Below are 15,557 nucleotides of genomic sequence, written 5' to 3'. Positions count from 1 at the left end.
CGGTGGCCACCGAGAGCAGGTAGAGCGAGGCCAGCAGCACCACGCACAGCAGCAGCCGCAGCCACCCCTCGCCTTTGAGGCTTTTCAGGGCTCGACTTGCCATGTGTACCAGTCACTTTGCAGGCGCCATTGCGGCGACATGTAGGCCACCGCCTGCAGGGGTTGCGGCAGGGCATCCGTGTCCAGCCGCACCCGCAGCCGCGCCTGGTAGGTCTCGCCCGGACTCAAGGCCGACTCGGGCATCACCATCAGGCCCTTCACCTCGCTGAGGGCCTGCAACAGGGGGTCAAGTCGGGAGAAGGAGCGGCTCTCGCCGCTGTTCATGTCGGTGAGCACAAAGCGCCGGCTGAGGGCGTGATAGCGGATACGGTAGCGGTTGCTGAACTCCGCCACCTCGGCATCCCACCACCACCAACGGGGCTGCAGGACCTCCAGCCGCAGTTCGATGGTGAGCGGCACCCCGTTGTCCAGGGCCGCCTCCGCCTCGCCGGAGAATTTCAGATGCATGCGGGCGTCGAGCCAGTAGGCCTCGTCATCCAGCGTCAGCCCGGCCTCCTCGATGGCGAAGGCCGGGGCATCGTCAGCCAGCGCGGGCGCAATCCAGACCAGGCACAACAGCAGCCAGAGCCACACGCGCGCAGCGGGCAACGTGGCGCGGTGCCGCCGGATTGTCATGGCCTGTGCAGACACGCGTAGAAGAACCCATCCATGCCCCCGCCACCGGCGGGGATCTGCCCTTGATCGACCGGAAACCCCGGTGGCCAGTCGGGGGAAAGCAGTTGCGCCTCCGGGTGCGCCTGCAGAAAGTCCGTCACCACCTGGCTGTTTTCGGCCTTCAGCACTGAACAGGTAGCGTAAACGAGCCGCCCCCCCGGGGCCAGCAAGCCCCACAGGGCCTCGAGCAGCCGACGCTGGCCGTCGGCCAACCGCGGGATGTCGTCGGGCCGGCGCAGATGGCGGATATCCGGGTGTCGGCGGAGGACGCCGGTGCCGGAACAGGGGGCGTCCAGCAGGATGCGCTGGAAGGGGCGGCCATCCCACCACTCCTCCGGCTGCGCCGCATCGGCCGCCAGGCAACGGGCCTCGCCGCCGAGGCGCGCCAGGTTGGCGCGCACCTGCTCCAGCCGGCGCTCGCTGATGTCCAGGGCGGTGATGTCCGCCTCCGGGCAGGTCTCGAACAGGTGCCCGGTCTTGCCGCCGGGGGCGGCGCAGGCGTCCAGCACCCGGTCGCCGGGCCGGCAGGCCAGCAGTGGCGCCGCCCACTGCGCCGCCTCGTCCTGCACCGACAGCCGCCCGTCCATGAACCCGGGCAGCTGCTCCACCGCCGCCGGCTGTTCCAGCGTGACCGCCGTAGCTGTCCATTCACTGGGCCGGGCCGGATGGCCCGCCCCGGCCAGGGCGTCCAGCGCCTGGTCACGGGACCAGCGGTCGAGATTGATCCGGAGCGTCATGGGCGGCCGCGCCTGACCGGCAGCGGCCAGCGTCCGCCAGTCCTCGGGCCAGTCCTGCTGCAGGGTGGTCAGCAGCCACGCCGGGAGGGCGTAACGCAGGGCGGGGTCGGCATCCAGTTCCGGCAGTATCCGGTCGGCTTCGCGCTGGGCACGGCGCAGCACCGCATTGACCAGCCCCCGGGCCCAGCCCTTGCCCAGCCGGGGCGCCACTGCCACCGTTTCGGCCACCGCGGCATGGGGCGGGATGCGCATGTCCAGAAGCTGGTAGAGGCCGACCAGCACCAGCCGCTGCAGCTCTGCCTCCTTGCGGCGCAGCGGCTTGTCCAGCAGGCGCAGCGCCAGGGCCTGCAACCGGTCATGCCAGCGTAGGACCCCGTAACAGAGTTCCGCCAGCAGGGCGGCGTCCTGACCCGACAGGCCCTGCTGGGCCCGGGGCAGCGCCTGGTCCAGGGAGGCACGCCGGTCCAGCACCTCGCCCAGGCAACGCACCGCCCGCAGGCGTACCGGCTGCCCGGCACCGCGCCGCGCCATGGCCTAGCCCAGCCGGTCGCCGGCCTGCACGGCCCGGCCGTTGAGGAATTCGCGCACGCCCAGCGGCCGGCCGCCGGCCGCCTGCAGGCGCAACAGGCGCAGCTGCCCCTCACCGGTGGCCACGCGGATGCCGTCGTCGGCCGCGGCCAGTACCTGCCCCGGCTCCGCCCCGGCAGGCGCCCCGGGCTCCGACTCCGGCTCCGCCTCCCAGATGCGCAGGACCTGCCCCTGCCAGCCGGTCTGGGCTACCGGCCAGGGGTTGAAGGCCCGCACCTGGCGGTCCAGCTCCGCCGCCGACCGGCTCCAGTCCAGCCAGGCCTCGTCCTTGCGCAGCTTTTCCGCATAGCAGACGCCCGCCTCCGGCTGCGGCTCCGCACGGAGCCGCCCGGCGAGCAGGTCATCCAGCTGATCGCGCAGCACGGCCCCGGATAACGCCGCCAGCCGGTCGTGCAGCCCCCCGCCGGTCTCGCGCGGACCGATCGGGCAGCGCGCCCGGGCCAGCACCGGGCCGGTGTCCAGGCCTGCCTCCATCTGCATCAGGCAGACCCCGGTCTCGGTGTCACCGGCGAGGATGGCGCGCTGCACCGGCGCGGCGCCGCGCCAGCGCGGCAGCAACGAGGCGTGGAGGTTAACGCAACCCAAACGGGGGATCTGCAGCGCGGCCTCGGGCAGGATCAGGCCGTAGGCGATCACCACCATCAGGTCGGGCTGCAGCGCGGCCAGCTCCGCCTGTGCGGCGGGGTCGCGAAGGCTCTGCGGCTGGTGGACCGGCAGGTCGTGCGCCAGCGCCAACGCCTTGACCGGCGAGGGCCGCGGCTTGCGGCCCCGCCCGGCGCGCCGGTCCGGCTGGGTATACACCGCCAGCGGCCGGTGCCCGGCATCGAGCAGGGCCTGCAGGCTGGGCACGGCGAAATCCGGCGTCCCGGCAAAGACCAGCCTGGGTGGCGTGGTGCTCATGCCCGGCCTTTCTGCCCGCTGGCACCGACACGCCCCTGCCGCACCAGCTTCTCCAGCTTGCGCCGGATGCGCTTTCGCTTCAGCTCGGAGAGGTAGTCGACAAACAGCTTGCCGTCCAGATGGTCGATCTCGTGCTGCACGCAGACCGCCATCAGGCCCTCGGCCTCCTGTTCGAAGGGCTCGCCGTCGCGGTCCAGGGCGCGGAAGCGGATGCGCTCGGCACGCTCCACGTCCTCGTAGAAACCGGGGATCGACAGGCACCCCTCCTGGCCCATGGCCGCCCCTTCCCGGGAAAGGATCTCGGGGTTGATCAACACCAGTGGCTCCGGCTCACCCTCGTCCACCAGATCCATGACCACCACCCGCTGGTTGACGCCCACCTGGGTGGCAGCCAGGCCGATACCCTTGGCGTCGTACATCGTCTCCAGCATGTCGTCCGCCAGGTAGCGGATGTCGTCATCCACCTGCTCGACGGGCTGCGCGACCTCACGCAGGCGGGGATCGGGGTAAACCAGGATATCCAGAATGGCCATGTTTCGTTGCCGCTCGACAGGGGTTGCTGCTAGCCTTAACCCGTGAATGAATGCCTGGCGCGCCGGTCCAGCCACCGGTGCGCGGGCCATGCCTTAGCCGGGTATAACCTTAACATAGACGCGTCGGGGCGGACGGGCGGCACACTGGGTCCGCAGACTGTCTCGCGCACACTGCAGGGAAAGTTCATGCGCACAGGAAAGCTCATCGGGCTGGTGGCCCTTCTGCTGTTCAGCCTCTCCGCCGTCGCCGGAGATCTGCTCCGCTCAGACCACCCGGAACGCTATGAAGTTCAACGTGGCGACACCTTATGGGACATTTCCGCCCGCTTCCTGCGCGAGCCCTGGAACTGGCCGGAGATCTGGCAGGCCAACCCGGAGATCGAGAACCCCCACCTGATCTTCCCGGGCGACGTCCTGCGGCTCACCTGGGTGGACGGGGAGCCCCGCCTGGAGGTAGAGGACCGGGTGGTCCGCCTGTCGCCCGAGGTGCGCGAGAGCCCGCTGGAGGATGCCATCCCCACCATCCCCATGTCGGCCATCCGCCCCTTCCTCTCCCGCAGCCACATCCTTGATGACGCCACCCTGAACGAGGCCCCTTACGTTCTCACCGGGCGGGAAGACCGGGTGCTGAGCGCGGCCGGCGATAACGTCTACGCCCGCGGCCTGGGCGATGAACCGGCCGAGGCCTATAACCTGGTGCGCCGGGGTGACGCCATCGAGGACCCGAAGACCGGGGACACCCTGGGCTACGAGGCGATCGACCTGGGCGATGCCGAGCTCCTGCGCAACGGCGACCCGGCGACCCTGCGGGTTACCCGCAGCACCCGCGAGGTGCGGGCCGGTGACCGCCTGGTGGAGGGCGTCAGCACCCTGCAACGGGCCCAGCTCGAGTTGGGCGTGCCGGACGACCCCGATTTCGCCGGACAGATCGTGCACGTGCTGGACGGGGTCCGACAGGTGGGCCAGTTCAGCGTGGTGGTGATCAACCGCGGCGCCGATGACGGGCTGTCGCCCGGCCACGTGCTGCGGGTCTTCAGTGCCACGGAGACGGCCCGCGACCCGGTCACCCGGGAGGTGGTGGAGCTGCCTGAAGAGGATGCTGGCGACATGGTGATTTTCCGGACCATGGACAACATGGCCATGGGCCTGATCATGGAGGCGCGCCGCCCCATGCAGGTGGAAGACGTGGTGCGCCGCCCCTGACCCGGGGCCAGTGAGCACCTTCACCCGCGTGCAAGACACCGACCTCCAGTCTCGGCTGGCGCTCTGGCGCGTTCCGGGCCTGGGCGCTCGCCTGTGGGCCGAGCTGCTGGACCGCCTCGGCAGTCCCGAGGCCGTGCTGGCCGCCGCTCCGGGCGAGCTGACCCGGCACGGCGCGCCGGACCGCGTGGCCGAGGCCATACACGCGACCACCCCGGCGCACGCCGAGCCCGACCTGCGCTGGCTGGAGGCCGACCCGGCCCACCACGTCCTGCGCAAGGGCGTGGACCCGGCCTACCCGGCCCGGCTGGCCGAGCTGCCCGACGCGCCCCCCCTGCTGTTCGCCAAGGGTGACCCCGGCCTGCTGGCCTGGCCGGGGTTGGCGATCGTCGGCAGCCGCAACCCCAGTCACAACGGCCGGGAGCTCGCCCGTGACTTCGCCCAGGCCCTGGCCACCCGGGGGCTGGGCATCAACAGCGGCCTGGCCCAGGGCATCGATGCCGCCGCCCACCAGGGCGCACTGGATGCCGGTGGCGTCACCATCGCGGTCATGGGTACCGGCCCGGACCGGGTCTACCCCGCCCGCAACCGCAAGCTCGCCCACGCCATCGCCGCCGAGGGCGTGCTGATCACCGAACTGCCGGTCGGGGTGGGCGTCCGGCGCAGCCACTTCCCCCGCCGCAACCGCATCATCAGTGGCCTCTCCCTGGGCACCCTGGTAGTGGAGGCGAGTCTCAACAGCGGCTCGCTGATCACCGCCTACCAGGCCCTCGACCAGGGGCGGGATGTCTTCGCCATCCCCGGCTCCATCCACAATCCCATGGCGCGCGGCTGCCACCGGCTCATCCGCGACGGCGCCCGGCTGGTGGAATCGGTGGCCGACATCCTGGAGGAGCTGGACCTGCAACAGGCGCAGCCGGCAGCGGCCGACAACGCCACCCCAGACACCATCGACACGGCGCCGCGCACCGGCCCGGCCGAGGGCCCGGACCCGGAGTACGCCACCCTGCTCGAGGCCATGGGGCACGACCCGGTGGCCCTGGACACCCTGGTCAGCCGCGCCGGATTGACGGCCGATGCCGTTTCCTCCATGCTGCTGCTACTGGAGCTGCAGGGGCGGGTGCAGGCCCTGCCTGGCGGCCGCTACCAGCGCACGGGGCCAGAGGACGTGTGATGAAGCAAAGCATTTTCGAAGTACTGATCTACCTGTTCGAGAACTATCTCGCCAACGACGACGAACCCAGCCCCGATCGCGATTCCCTCGAGTCCGAACTGTTTGAAGCCGGTTTCACGCCGCTGGAGATCCGTAAGGCCTTCGACTGGCTGGACGGTCTGGCGGACAGCCGCAACATGCCGGCCACCGTCGCCGGCGACCAGGCGATCCGTGTCTACCACGAGCGGGAGGCCCTGCGCCTGGATGTGGAGTGCCGCGGCTTCATCCTGTTTCTCGAGCAGGTCGGCATCCTCGACCGCTCCGGGCGCGAGCTGGTCATCGACCGGCTGATGGCGCTGGAGGAAGACGACGTCGACCTGGATACCGTCAAATGGGTGGTCCTGATGGTGCTTTTCAACCAGCCGGGCCAGGAAGAGGCCTTCAACTGGATGGAAGACCTCCTGTTTGACAACCCGGTGCATCTCGTGCATTAAATCCGGGCTCGTCGCCACCCCCATTCATCCTGAAACGCCGGCGCCGCCGGCTGCTGGTGCTGCATGAGCAAGAACCTGGTCATCGTCGAGTCCCCGGCCAAGGCCAAGACCATCAACAAGTACTTGGGCAAGGACTACAAGGTCCTGGCCTCCTATGGCCACGTGCGCGACCTCGTCCCCAAGGAGGGCGCGGTGGACCCGACGCATGGCTTCGCCATGAAGTACTCCACCATCGACAAAAACGCCAAGCACGTGGACACCATCGCCAAGGCGATGAAGCAGGCCGACGCCCTCTACCTGGCCACTGACCCTGACCGCGAGGGGGAGGCCATCTCCTGGCACCTCTACGAGCTGCTCAAGGAGAAAGGGGCCCTGAAGGACAAGCCGGTCTACCGCGTGGTGTTCCACGAGATCACCCCGCGGGCCATCCGCGACGCCATGGACAACCCGCGGGAGCTGTCCACGCCGCTGATCAACGCCCAGCAGGCGCGCCGCGCGCTGGACTACCTGGTGGGCTTCAACCTCTCCCCACTGCTCTGGAAGAAGATCGCCACCGGCCTGTCCGCCGGACGGGTGCAAAGCCCCGCGCTGCGGATGATCGTCGAGCGCGAGGAGGAGATCGAAAAGTTCGTCTCCCAGGAGTACTGGACGGTCGAGGCCGACCTGGCCAAGGATGGCGACCCCTTCCCCGGCCGGCTGCACACCCTGGGCGGTCAGCGGCTGAAACAGTTCGACATCGATAACGACCAGCGCGCCCGCGAGGTGGAGCAGCAGCTGGCCGCAGCCTCGGGGCTGGAACTGGCCAAGAGCCACATCGATGCCGGCGAGGATGAAAACCCGGTCCGCCAGCCCGGCACCGTCAAGGTCACCCAGGTGGAGAAAAAGCAGCGCCGCCGCAACCCGGCCGCGCCCTTCACCACCTCGACCCTGCAGCAGGAGGCCTCGCGCAAGCTCGGCTTCACCGCCAATCGCACCATGCGCGTCGCCCAGCAGCTCTACGAGGGCATCGACATCGGCGGCGGCGTGACCGGCCTGATTACCTACATGCGTACCGACTCGGTCAACCTCTCCCAGGAGGCCGTGGGCGATCTGCGCGACACCATCGCCAAGCGCTACGGCGAGGACCGGCTGCCCAGCTCGCCCCAGGTCTACCGCACCAAGTCGAAGAACGCCCAGGAGGCCCACGAGGCCATCCGCCCCACCGGTGCCTATCGCCAGCCGGACGAGATCCGCGGCAAGCTGAGCGACGACCAGTTCCGCCTCTACGAACTGATCTGGAAGCGCGCCGTGGCCTGCCAGATGATCCCGGCCCGCATCAACACCGTGTCCGTGGATCTGGCCTGCGGCGAGGGCAACAGCTTCCGCGCCACCGGCTCCACCATCGCCGAGCCCGGCTTCATGGCCGTCTACCTGGAGGGGACCGACGACCGCAAGCCGGAGGTCGGCAGCAGCGAGCGCATCCTGCCCCCGCTCAAGGAGGGCGACGAGGTAGCGCTCGAGCGCATCAAGCCGGAACAGCACTTCACCGAGCCGCCGCCGCGCTACACCGAGGCCAGCCTGGTCCGGGCGCTGGAGGAGTACGGCATCGGCCGGCCCTCCACCTACGCCGCCATCATCGGCACCCTGCAGCAGCGCAAGTACGTGGAGCTGGACGGCAAGCGCTTCCAGCCCACCGATATCGGCCGGGTGGTCAACAAGTTCCTCACCGACCACTTCGACCGCTACGTGGACTACGACTTCACCGCCCGGCTGGAGGACGACCTGGACGCCATCTCCCGGGGCGAGCGGGAGTGGGTGCCGCTGCTGGAGGAGTTCTGGCAGCCCTTCAAGGACAAGGTGGACGAGAAGGCCACCATCTCCCGCGAAGAGGTGATGCAGAGCCGGGAGCTGGGCACCGACCCCAAGACCGGCAAGCCGGTGAGCGTGCGGGTCGGCCGTTTCGGCCCCTTCGTCCAGCTGGGCACCAAGGATGACGAGGAAAAGCCGCGCTTCGCCGGTCTGCGGCCGGGCCAGAGCATGGACAAGATCACCCTCGACGAGGCCCTGGAGCTGTTCAAGCTGCCCCGCGACATGGGCGAGACCCCCGAGGGCGAGCCCATGCAGGTGAACATCGGCCGCTTCGGGCCCTACGTGCGTTTTGGCAACAAGTTCGTCTCCATCAAGGAGGACGACCCCTACACCATTGGCCGCGAGCGCTGCCTGGAGTTGGTGGAGGAGAAGAAGCGGATCGAGCGCGAGCGCACCATCCGCGACTTCGAGGGTAGCGATATCCGCATCCTCAAAGGGCGCTACGGGCCCTACATCACCAACGGCAAGAAGAACGCCCGTATTCCCAAGGACCGCGAACCCGAATCGCTGGGCCTGGAAGAGTGCGAAGAGCTGATCGCCAAGGCCCCGGAGCGCAAGGGCCGACGCCGCAGCGGGGGCGCCACCCGCAAGAAGACCAAGGCCTGACGCCGGGCCCCGCCGGTGCAGGCCCCAACCAAACTGCCACTGCCGATGCCCGAACAGCCGAGCCCCCGCTTCCGCATCCGCCAATGCGCCGCCCGCCTCCGGGCCGGCGGCGTGGTGGCCTACCCCACCGAGGCGGTGTACGGCCTGGGCTGCGACCCGGCGGACCCGGAGGCGGTGGCCACGCTGCTCACCCTCAAGCGTCGGGACCCCGGCAAGGGCCTGATCCTGATCGCCAGCCGCGTGGACCAGCTCCTGCCCTGGGTAGCCGATGCCCCGATTCCCGGCGCGGTGCTGGCCAGCTGGCCCGGGCCCAACACCTGGCTGCTGCACGCCGCCCCGCACACCCCCGCCTGGATCACCGGCGGTCGTATCAAGGTGGCCGTGCGGGTCACGGCGCACCCGGTGGCCGCGGCCCTGTGCGAGGCCTGCGGCGGCGCCATTGTTTCCACCTCCGCCAACCGCGACGGCCAACCCCCGGCGCGCACTGCTACCCAGGTCCGCACCCGCCTGGGTGCGGATGCGAGCGACCTGGCCGACATCCTCAGCGGACCGGTGGACCGCAACGCCCGGCCCACCGCCATCCGGGACGCGGACAGCGGCACCACCCTCCGCGCGTAACCACGGAGCCGACGTGACCCAACCCAGCGGGAGCCCCGAAAGCATGAGCGTAGACACCCCGGCCGTCCTCGATTACCTCAAGGCCCTGCAGGACCGGATCTGCGACGAGCTGACCGACCTGGACGGCGGCCCCGGCTTCGCCGAAGAGAGCTGGACACGCGAGGAAGGGGGCGGCGGTCGCAGCCGGGTCATGAAGGCGGGTCGGCTCTTCGAGCAGGCCGGCGTCAATTTCTCCCACGTCCACGGCAGCCAGCTGCCCGACACCGCTACGGCGCGACGCCCGGAGCTGGCCGGCCGCGGCTTCCAGGCGATGGGCGTGTCCCTGGTGCTGCACCCTGAGAACCCCTACGTCCCGACCACCCACGCCAACGTCCGCTACTTCGTCGCGGAGAGGCCGGGCAGTGAACCGGTCTGGTGGTTCGGCGGCGGCTTCGACCTGACCCCGCACTACGGCTACCGCGAGGACGCCATCCACTGGCACCGCACCGCCCGCGCCGCCTGCGAGCCCTTCGGAGCGGATGTCTACCCGCGCTACAAGCGCTGGTGTGACGAGTACTTCTACCTGCCCCACCGGGATGAGACCCGGGGCGTCGGCGGCCTGTTCTTCGACGACCTGGACGAGTGGGGGTTCGAGCGCAGCTTCGCCTTCATGCGCAGCGTGGGCGACCACTTCCTGCCCGCCTACCGGCCCATCGCGGAGCGGCGGCGGCACCAGCCCTGGGGGGAGCGCGAGCGCGCCTTCCAGCTCTACCGGCGCGGCCGTTACGCCGAGTTCAACCTGCTTTACGACCGCGGCACCCGCTTCGGCCTGCAGTCCGGCGGCCGCACCGAGTCCATCCTCATGTCCATGCCCCCCATGGCGCGCTGGGAGTACAACTGGCAGCCGGAGCCGGGCAGTCCGGAGGCACGGTTGTACACCGACTTTCTCGGCGCCCGCGACTGGCTGGGCGGGGAGTAAGCGCGGTGAGCGGCAAGCGGCACCTGCAGACGCTCTCGATCCGCGGCGAACCGGGGGTGGGCAGCACTAATGGGCCGGCCCTGGCTCACGAAACCATCGACCGGGTGGTCCGCGCCTTCTACGCCCGCGCCCGCGAACACCCGGATCTGGCCGCCACCTTTGCCCGGGTGGAGGACTGGGACGAGCATATCGCCCGCATCAGCCACTTCTGGTGGGTAAGCCTGGGTGGGCGCCGCTACCGGCCCGACCGCTTCCAGGTGGGGCCACGGCACGTGGCGCTCGGGGTCACCGGCCGCCAGGTGGACGCCTGGCTGGATCTGTTCGAGGAGACGCTGAGCGAGCAGGTGGCGGATGACCAGGCCCGGCAGGACTGGCTCGACCGGGCGCACCGCATGGGCCGCGTGATCCGCGGCCTGGGGGCGTTTTACGAACGGCGGGACGCGCGGACGGACGACCCCCACCGGGGGCAACGGCCGTCCGCCCGCGACTAGCTGCTTACTGCTCCGAGTAGTAGCGCTCCAGCACGGCCACCTCCTCGCGGGAGCCGATCAGCAGCCCGGCGCGCTGGTGCAGCTCCTTCGGCTGCAACGCCATGGCGCGCTCCTCACCGGTGAAGGCGGCCCCACCGGCCTGCTCCATCAGCATGGCGATGGGGTTCACCTCGTAGAGCACCCGCAACCGGCCGTTGGGCCGCCTGCTGTCCGCCGGGTAGAGGAAGACCCCGCCGCGGGTAAAGATCCGGTGCAGGTCCGCGACCATGGAGGCCACCCAGCGCATGTTGAAGCGCTTGCCCCGGGGGCCATCCTCGCCGGCCAGGCACTCTTCAATGTAGCGGCGCACCGGGGCCGGCCACTGGTGCCAGTAGGAGCAGTTGATGGCGAACTCCGCCGTCTGCTCCGGCACCTTCAGGTCAGCCGTGGTCAGGAACCACTCGCCCTGCGCCCGGTCCAGGGTAAAGACATGCACGCCGTTGCCCACGGTCAGTGCCAGCACCGTGCTCGGGCCGTACACCACGTAGCCGGCGGCCACCTGTTGGTCGCCCGACTGCAGCAGGTCCTCATTCACCGGGTCGCGCCCGGCATCCGGGGCGGGCAGCACCGAGAAGATGGTCCCCACCGAGACGTTGACGTCGATGTTGGAGGAACCGTCCAGCGGGTCGAACAGCAGGATGTAGGGGCCGCGGGGCTCATCCTCCGGCAGGGTAAAGACATCGTCCTCCTCCTCGGAGGCCATGCCAGCCACCGTGCCGCCCCAGCTGCAGCCCTCCAACAGGGCGTCGTTGGCGAACACGTCCAGCTTCTTCTGTTCTTCGCCCTGCACATTGACGTTGTCGGCAGCGCCGGTCAGATCGCGCAGCGCCCCGCCACCGACAGCGTCCGAGATACGCCGGCAGCTGTCCGCCACCTGGCGAAGCAGCAGTGCCAGGGTGCGGCCTTTCTCATCCTGGGGGCAATGCCGGGCCAGAAACCGGCCCAAGGTCATACGTGACTGATCCATCCTGTACTCTCCTGAAATCATTATGCTGTCGGCCCACGCCCGGCGGCGGGTATTGTGATTTTGTCCTCACCGGGTGGGGCCGCTGGTCAGCCCTCGTGGCCCCTATTTAAACAAGGCAGCGACCACTCTGCCAGCGCGTCGAGGTAACGTCGTGCCATATCCGCCCTTGCCACCACCTCCGCACGGCCCCGCCGGCCGCGGGCGGCGAGCGCGTCCGGGTCGGCCAGCCAGGCCTGCGCGGTGCGGGCCACGGCATGCGCATCCTCCACCCGCTGCAAGGCCCCGCACCCCTCGAGCAGCGCCGCCTCGTCGGCAAAATTGTGCAGGTGGGGCCCGGCCAGCAGCGCCCGGCCCAGGCGGGCGGGCTCCAGCAGGTTCTGCCCGCCGTGGGGCACCAGGCTGCCCCCCATGAAGACCAGTTCCGCACCGGCCATGAACCCCTCCAGCTCGCCGAAGGTGTCGGCCAGGTAGGCCTGATCCCCGGCCGCCGGCCACTCCCCGCGGCTGCGCACCGCGTAACGGACGCCGGCCCGGTCGAGGGCCTGCCGCAGCGCCTCCCCCCGTTGCGGGTGGCGGGGGGCAATGACCAACAACGGCACCGTATCTCCCTTGGCCCGCCAGGCACTCGCCAGGCGGAGTTCCTCGTCGTCGTGGGTGGAGGCAGCGAGCACGTAGCGCCGGCCCAGATCCACCGCGGCGGGCGCGGCGGCCTCTGCGGGGCCGGCGAACTTCAGGTTGCCCACCACCTGCACCCGTTCCGCCGGCGCGCCCAGGCTGCGGTAGCCGGCAGCGTCCGCCTCAGAGCGGGCCAGCACCACGGTCACCCCGGCCAGGGCCTCGCGGTAGAGCGCAAGGACCAGGCGGGGGGCGCGCAGCGTGCGGTGGCTCAAGCGGCCGTTGACGATGGCCAGCGGCACCCCCTGATGGCGACAGGCGGCGAACAGCTCCGGCCACAGCTCCGTCTCCACCACCAGCCCCGCCTCGGGGCGCACCGCCGCCAGGAAGCGCCGCACGGGGCGCGGCCGGTCCAGCGGCAGAAAGAGCACCTGAATGCCGGGGATCAGGCGTGCGGCCTGGCCGCCGGTCGGCGTGCTGGTGGTCAGGGTAATGGCCAGCCCGGGCCGGGCCGCCTGCAGCGCCTCCAGCAAGGGGCGGACGGTGCGCACCTCGCCCACCGAGGCGGCGTGCACCCACAGCCCGCCGGGCCGGACGGTATCGGCATACCGCCCCCGACGCTGGGCCGGGTAGTCCGGTTCGCCGGCCCGGCGCGCCTCCCGGGCGGCGTGCCAGCGCAGCACCGGCCAGAGCAGCGCGGTGAGGCCGCGGTAGAGGCGGCGGCTAGTCGTCATAGACGGACGGTTCCCCCTGGGGCCGGGTCTTGAACCGCTTGCGCCCCCAGAAGTACTGCTCCGGCGCCCGCCGGACCTGCTCCTCGATCAGCGCATTCACCCGGGCGGTGTCCTCCGCCAGGTCACTGCCCGGGAACCCCTCCAGCGGCGGCGTGATGATCACGCGGTAGCGCCCGCCCGGCTCGCGCACCTGGAAGAACCCGAGCACCGGGGCTCCGGTCATGCGGGCCAGCCGCGAGGTGGCGGGCGTGGTGCAGGCCTGCACCCCGAAAAAGGGCGCGAACACCCCCATGTGCCGGCGCATGTTCTCGTCCGGGGCGTACCACACCGGGACGTTGTCGCGCAGGCTGCGCACCATGCTGCGCAGGTCCTTGCTGCGGATGAGTTTCTCCACGTGGCCGAGCCGGGACCGTTCGATCAGGGTGGCGACGAAGGGGTTCTTCTCCGGCCGGTAGAGCGGGTGGAATGCCTGGTAGGGCGTCAGCAGCCGGCACCCAAGCTCCAGGGTCGTGAAGTGGCCGCTGAGCAGGATCGCCCCGCGCCCCTGCTCCAGGGCCCGCTCCAGGTGCGACAGCCCCTCCACCTGGGCCCGCCGGTGCACCCGCCGGTCCGGTGCCCACCAGCCCATGGCGATCTCCACCACCCCCATGCCGAGGGCGCGAAAATGGCGCCGGGCCAGCCGCTCACGCGCCGCCGCGGTCCACTCGGGAAAACAGAGCGCGAGGTTCGTCCGCACGATACGGCGGCGCTTCGGGGCCAGGTAGTAGCCCGCGCCGCCCAGGACGGCCCCCAGGCCCAGGGCCACCCGCCAGGGCAGCAGGACCGTGGCACGCACCAGGCCCAACACCAGCCAGTAGGGCCAGTAGCGGGGCGCGAGAAAGCGGCGTTGTAACAGGGTCGGCGGGGTTTGCGACACGGCGAATCCAGCGGAAAGGGCGGGGCAGGCCGGGACCTGCCCACATCAGAGTTCGGGCACCACCTCGGCGTTGGCGTCCAGCCAGTCATTGATGGCCTGCAGGTCGGCATCGGACAGGCTGCCGGCAAAGCGTTTGAGGCGCACGGTGTGGAGCAGATAGTCGTAACTGGCCTGACGGAAATCCTGCTCGGCCCCCAGGCGGTCCTGCTGGGCATCGAGCAGTTCCACCACGGTGCGGGTCCCCACTTCGAAACCGGCCTCCACCGCCTCCAGCGCCCGCTGGGTGGAGGTGATGGCCTGGTCGAAGGCACCGACCCGGGCAATGGCGCTGATCACGCCGCGGTAGGCGTCGGTGGTGCCGCGCACCACGGCCCGACGGGTCTCCTCCAGCTCCTCCAGCGACACCGTGTACTGCGACTGCGCCTCGCGCACCTGGGAACGGGTGGCGCCGCCGCGATACAGCGGCACATTCAACCGCAGCCCGATACTGGCCTGATCGAACTCCTCGGGGCCGCCCGGGACCCCGGTGTCGGCCGTCCGGCTCCCCTGGTCCACCCGCTGCACGTTACCCACCAGGTCCACGGTGGGCAGGTGGCCGGCGCGCTGGACCCCGATGTTCTCCATGGCCGCTTCCGAGCCATGCCGGAAGGCAAGGATGTCCCAGTTACGCTCTTCTGCCCGCTGCGCCCAGGCCGCACTATCTTCCGGGTCCGGGGACTCCAGAGCCACGTCTTCATCCAGCAGGGCCAGCTCCCGGTGACTGCGGCCGGTGAGTTCGCGCAGCCCCTCAAGGGCGTTCTCCAGGGCGTCCTCGGCCTGCAGTAGATTCGCGCGCGAGAGATCCCGCCGGGCCCTCGCCTCCTCCACGTCGGTGATGGGCGCCATGCCCACCTCGAAGCGCTGTTCCGCCTGCTCCAGTTGCCGCTCAATGGCGCGCAGTTCCGCACGGGCGAACGCCACCCCGTCGAAAGCCGCCAAGGCCTCGAAATAGCGCTCGGCCACGCGGGTCATCAACTCCTGCTCGGCGCTGTTGACCCGGGCCTGGGCCTGGGCTACCTGCAGATCCGCCTCGCGCACCCGCAGGAAGTTGTCGTAGCGGAACACCGGTTGGGACAGCTCCAGGCCGAGCGCGCTGGTGGTGTCGTAGCTGGTGTCGAAATTGCTTGAGCCGCTGCCGCGGGGCTCGCTGCGTTCCCGGTCAACAGTGCCGAAGGCGCTGAGTTCCGGCAGCAGCCCGGCGCGAGCCTGGGGCAGGCGCTCGCGCACCGTCTCCAGTTCGCCCAGGGCCTGACGCAGCTGCGGATCGCTCTCCCGCGCCTCCCGGTAGATGGTCATCAGGTCATCCACCGCCAGCGCGGGCAACGGCGCCAGCAGTGCCGCCACCAGCACGCCGGGGGCCAGCAGGCGGACGGCGCGCAGCGCCCGGGTGGTCAGAGTGCGGAACAC

Annotated in this window: 15 protein-coding genes; 7 read left to right on the top strand and 8 right to left on the bottom strand. The window is 70.4% G+C overall.

Features of this window, described 5'->3' with window-relative positions; translation table 11 throughout:
• Positions 1–84: 84 nt before the first annotated feature.
• Genes DFR31_RS12295 through def form a run of 4 tightly spaced genes read right to left on the bottom strand, consistent with a single transcriptional unit; the run spans position 85 to position 3,472 of the window.
• Positions 85–675, bottom strand: coding sequence for a DUF4390 domain-containing protein (locus DFR31_RS12295; RefSeq protein WP_121442980.1), 591 nt, complete (start codon positions 673–675; stop codon positions 85–87).
• Positions 672–1,982, bottom strand: coding sequence for a 16S rRNA (cytosine(967)-C(5))-methyltransferase RsmB (gene rsmB, locus DFR31_RS12290; protein WP_121442979.1), 1,311 nt, complete (start codon positions 1,980–1,982; stop codon positions 672–674). Before rsmB ends, DFR31_RS12295 begins: the two co-directional genes overlap by 4 nt.
• Before the next feature lie 3 nt (positions 1,983–1,985).
• A complete protein-coding gene (gene fmt / locus DFR31_RS12285; RefSeq protein WP_121442978.1) occupies positions 1,986–2,939 on the bottom strand; it encodes a methionyl-tRNA formyltransferase in 954 nt (317 codons plus the stop codon).
• Positions 2,936–3,472, bottom strand: a complete 537-nt coding sequence (gene def, locus DFR31_RS12280; RefSeq protein ID WP_211328303.1) for a peptide deformylase — start codon at positions 3,470–3,472, stop codon at positions 2,936–2,938. The genes fmt and def overlap by 4 nt, the downstream gene beginning before the upstream one ends.
• A gap of 186 nt (positions 3,473–3,658) precedes the next feature.
• On the opposite strand from def, the gene DFR31_RS12275 reads away from it, so the two are divergent.
• The 7 genes from DFR31_RS12275 (at position 3,659) to DFR31_RS13890 (ending at position 10,840) form a co-directional block, all read left to right on the top strand.
• A complete protein-coding gene (locus tag DFR31_RS12275) occupies positions 3,659–4,675 on the top strand; it encodes a LysM peptidoglycan-binding domain-containing protein (protein ID WP_121442976.1) in 1,017 nt (338 codons plus the stop codon).
• 28 nt (positions 4,676–4,703) lie between these two features.
• Positions 4,704–5,846 carry a DNA-processing protein DprA gene (gene dprA, locus DFR31_RS12270; protein WP_121442997.1) on the top strand — a complete coding sequence of 381 codons (1,143 nt, stop codon included), beginning with the start codon at positions 4,704–4,706 and terminating at the stop codon, positions 5,844–5,846.
• Positions 5,846–6,319, top strand: coding sequence for a DUF494 family protein (locus DFR31_RS12265; protein ID WP_121442975.1), 474 nt, complete (start codon positions 5,846–5,848; stop codon positions 6,317–6,319). The genes dprA and DFR31_RS12265 overlap by 1 nt, the downstream gene beginning before the upstream one ends.
• A 63-nt stretch (positions 6,320–6,382) precedes the next feature.
• Positions 6,383–8,773 carry a DNA topoisomerase I gene (locus DFR31_RS12260; protein ID WP_121442974.1) on the top strand — a complete coding sequence of 797 codons (2,391 nt, stop codon included), beginning with the start codon at positions 6,383–6,385 and terminating at the stop codon, positions 8,771–8,773.
• A gap of 45 nt (positions 8,774–8,818) precedes the next feature.
• Positions 8,819–9,391 (top strand): L-threonylcarbamoyladenylate synthase type 1 TsaC, encoded by a 573-nt coding sequence (gene tsaC / locus DFR31_RS12255; protein WP_121442973.1) that lies wholly within the window; start codon positions 8,819–8,821, stop codon positions 9,389–9,391.
• Positions 9,392–9,434: 43 nt separating this feature from the next.
• On the top strand, positions 9,435–10,349 hold the full coding sequence (hemF, locus tag DFR31_RS12250) for an oxygen-dependent coproporphyrinogen oxidase (protein WP_121442972.1): 915 nt from the start codon (positions 9,435–9,437) through the stop codon (positions 10,347–10,349).
• 5 nt (positions 10,350–10,354) lie between these two features.
• Positions 10,355–10,840 carry a truncated hemoglobin gene (locus DFR31_RS13890; RefSeq protein ID WP_170153690.1) on the top strand — a complete coding sequence of 162 codons (486 nt, stop codon included), beginning with the start codon at positions 10,355–10,357 and terminating at the stop codon, positions 10,838–10,840.
• A 4-nt stretch (positions 10,841–10,844) separates the two neighbouring features.
• Here the strand turns inward: DFR31_RS13890 and DFR31_RS12240 are convergent, their stop codons facing one another.
• The 4 genes from DFR31_RS12240 to DFR31_RS12225 form a co-directional block, all read right to left on the bottom strand.
• Positions 10,845–11,846, bottom strand: coding sequence for a class 1 fructose-bisphosphatase (locus tag DFR31_RS12240; RefSeq protein WP_121442971.1), 1,002 nt, complete (start codon positions 11,844–11,846; stop codon positions 10,845–10,847).
• Between the two features lie 86 nt (positions 11,847–11,932).
• Entirely contained in the window at positions 11,933–13,195 is a 1,263-nt protein-coding gene (locus tag DFR31_RS12235) for a 3-deoxy-D-manno-octulosonic acid transferase (RefSeq protein WP_121442970.1), read from the bottom strand.
• On the bottom strand, positions 13,185–14,111 hold the full coding sequence (gene lpxL, locus DFR31_RS12230; protein WP_121442969.1) for an LpxL/LpxP family Kdo(2)-lipid IV(A) lauroyl/palmitoleoyl acyltransferase: 927 nt from the start codon (positions 14,109–14,111) through the stop codon (positions 13,185–13,187). Before lpxL ends, DFR31_RS12235 begins: the two co-directional genes overlap by 11 nt.
• 45 nt (positions 14,112–14,156) lie before the next feature.
• Entirely contained in the window at positions 14,157–15,557 is a 1,401-nt protein-coding gene (locus DFR31_RS12225) for a TolC family outer membrane protein (protein WP_245971186.1), read from the bottom strand.

Source organism: Alkalispirillum mobile (genome assembly GCF_003664325.1).
In the GTDB taxonomy this organism is placed as follows: Bacteria; Pseudomonadota; Gammaproteobacteria; order Nitrococcales; family Halorhodospiraceae; genus Alkalilimnicola; species Alkalilimnicola mobilis.
The sequence above is the reverse complement of the archived record's forward strand: the minus strand, read 5'-3'. Positions and strand labels throughout refer to the sequence as shown.

Coding starts and splice junctions, on each gene's coding strand:
- DFR31_RS12295 (WP_121442980.1), bottom strand. CDS start 675: ATGACAATCCGGCGGCACCGCGCCACGTTGCCCGCTGCGCGCGTGTGG.
- rsmB (WP_121442979.1), bottom strand. CDS start 1,982: ATGGCGCGGCGCGGTGCCGGGCAGCCGGTACGCCTGCGGGCGGTGCGT.
- fmt (WP_121442978.1), bottom strand. CDS start 2,939: ATGAGCACCACGCCACCCAGGCTGGTCTTTGCCGGGACGCCGGATTTC.
- def (WP_211328303.1), bottom strand. CDS start 3,472: ATGGCCATTCTGGATATCCTGGTTTACCCCGATCCCCGCCTGCGTGAG.
- DFR31_RS12275 (WP_121442976.1), top strand. CDS start 3,659: ATGCGCACAGGAAAGCTCATCGGGCTGGTGGCCCTTCTGCTGTTCAGC.
- DFR31_RS12265 (WP_121442975.1), top strand. CDS start 5,846: ATGAAGCAAAGCATTTTCGAAGTACTGATCTACCTGTTCGAGAACTAT.
- DFR31_RS12260 (WP_121442974.1), top strand. CDS start 6,383: ATGAGCAAGAACCTGGTCATCGTCGAGTCCCCGGCCAAGGCCAAGACC.
- tsaC (WP_121442973.1), top strand. CDS start 8,819: ATGCCCGAACAGCCGAGCCCCCGCTTCCGCATCCGCCAATGCGCCGCC.
- hemF (WP_121442972.1), top strand. CDS start 9,435: ATGAGCGTAGACACCCCGGCCGTCCTCGATTACCTCAAGGCCCTGCAG.
- DFR31_RS12240 (WP_121442971.1), bottom strand. CDS start 11,846: ATGGATCAGTCACGTATGACCTTGGGCCGGTTTCTGGCCCGGCATTGC.
- DFR31_RS12235 (WP_121442970.1), bottom strand. CDS start 13,195: ATGACGACTAGCCGCCGCCTCTACCGCGGCCTCACCGCGCTGCTCTGG.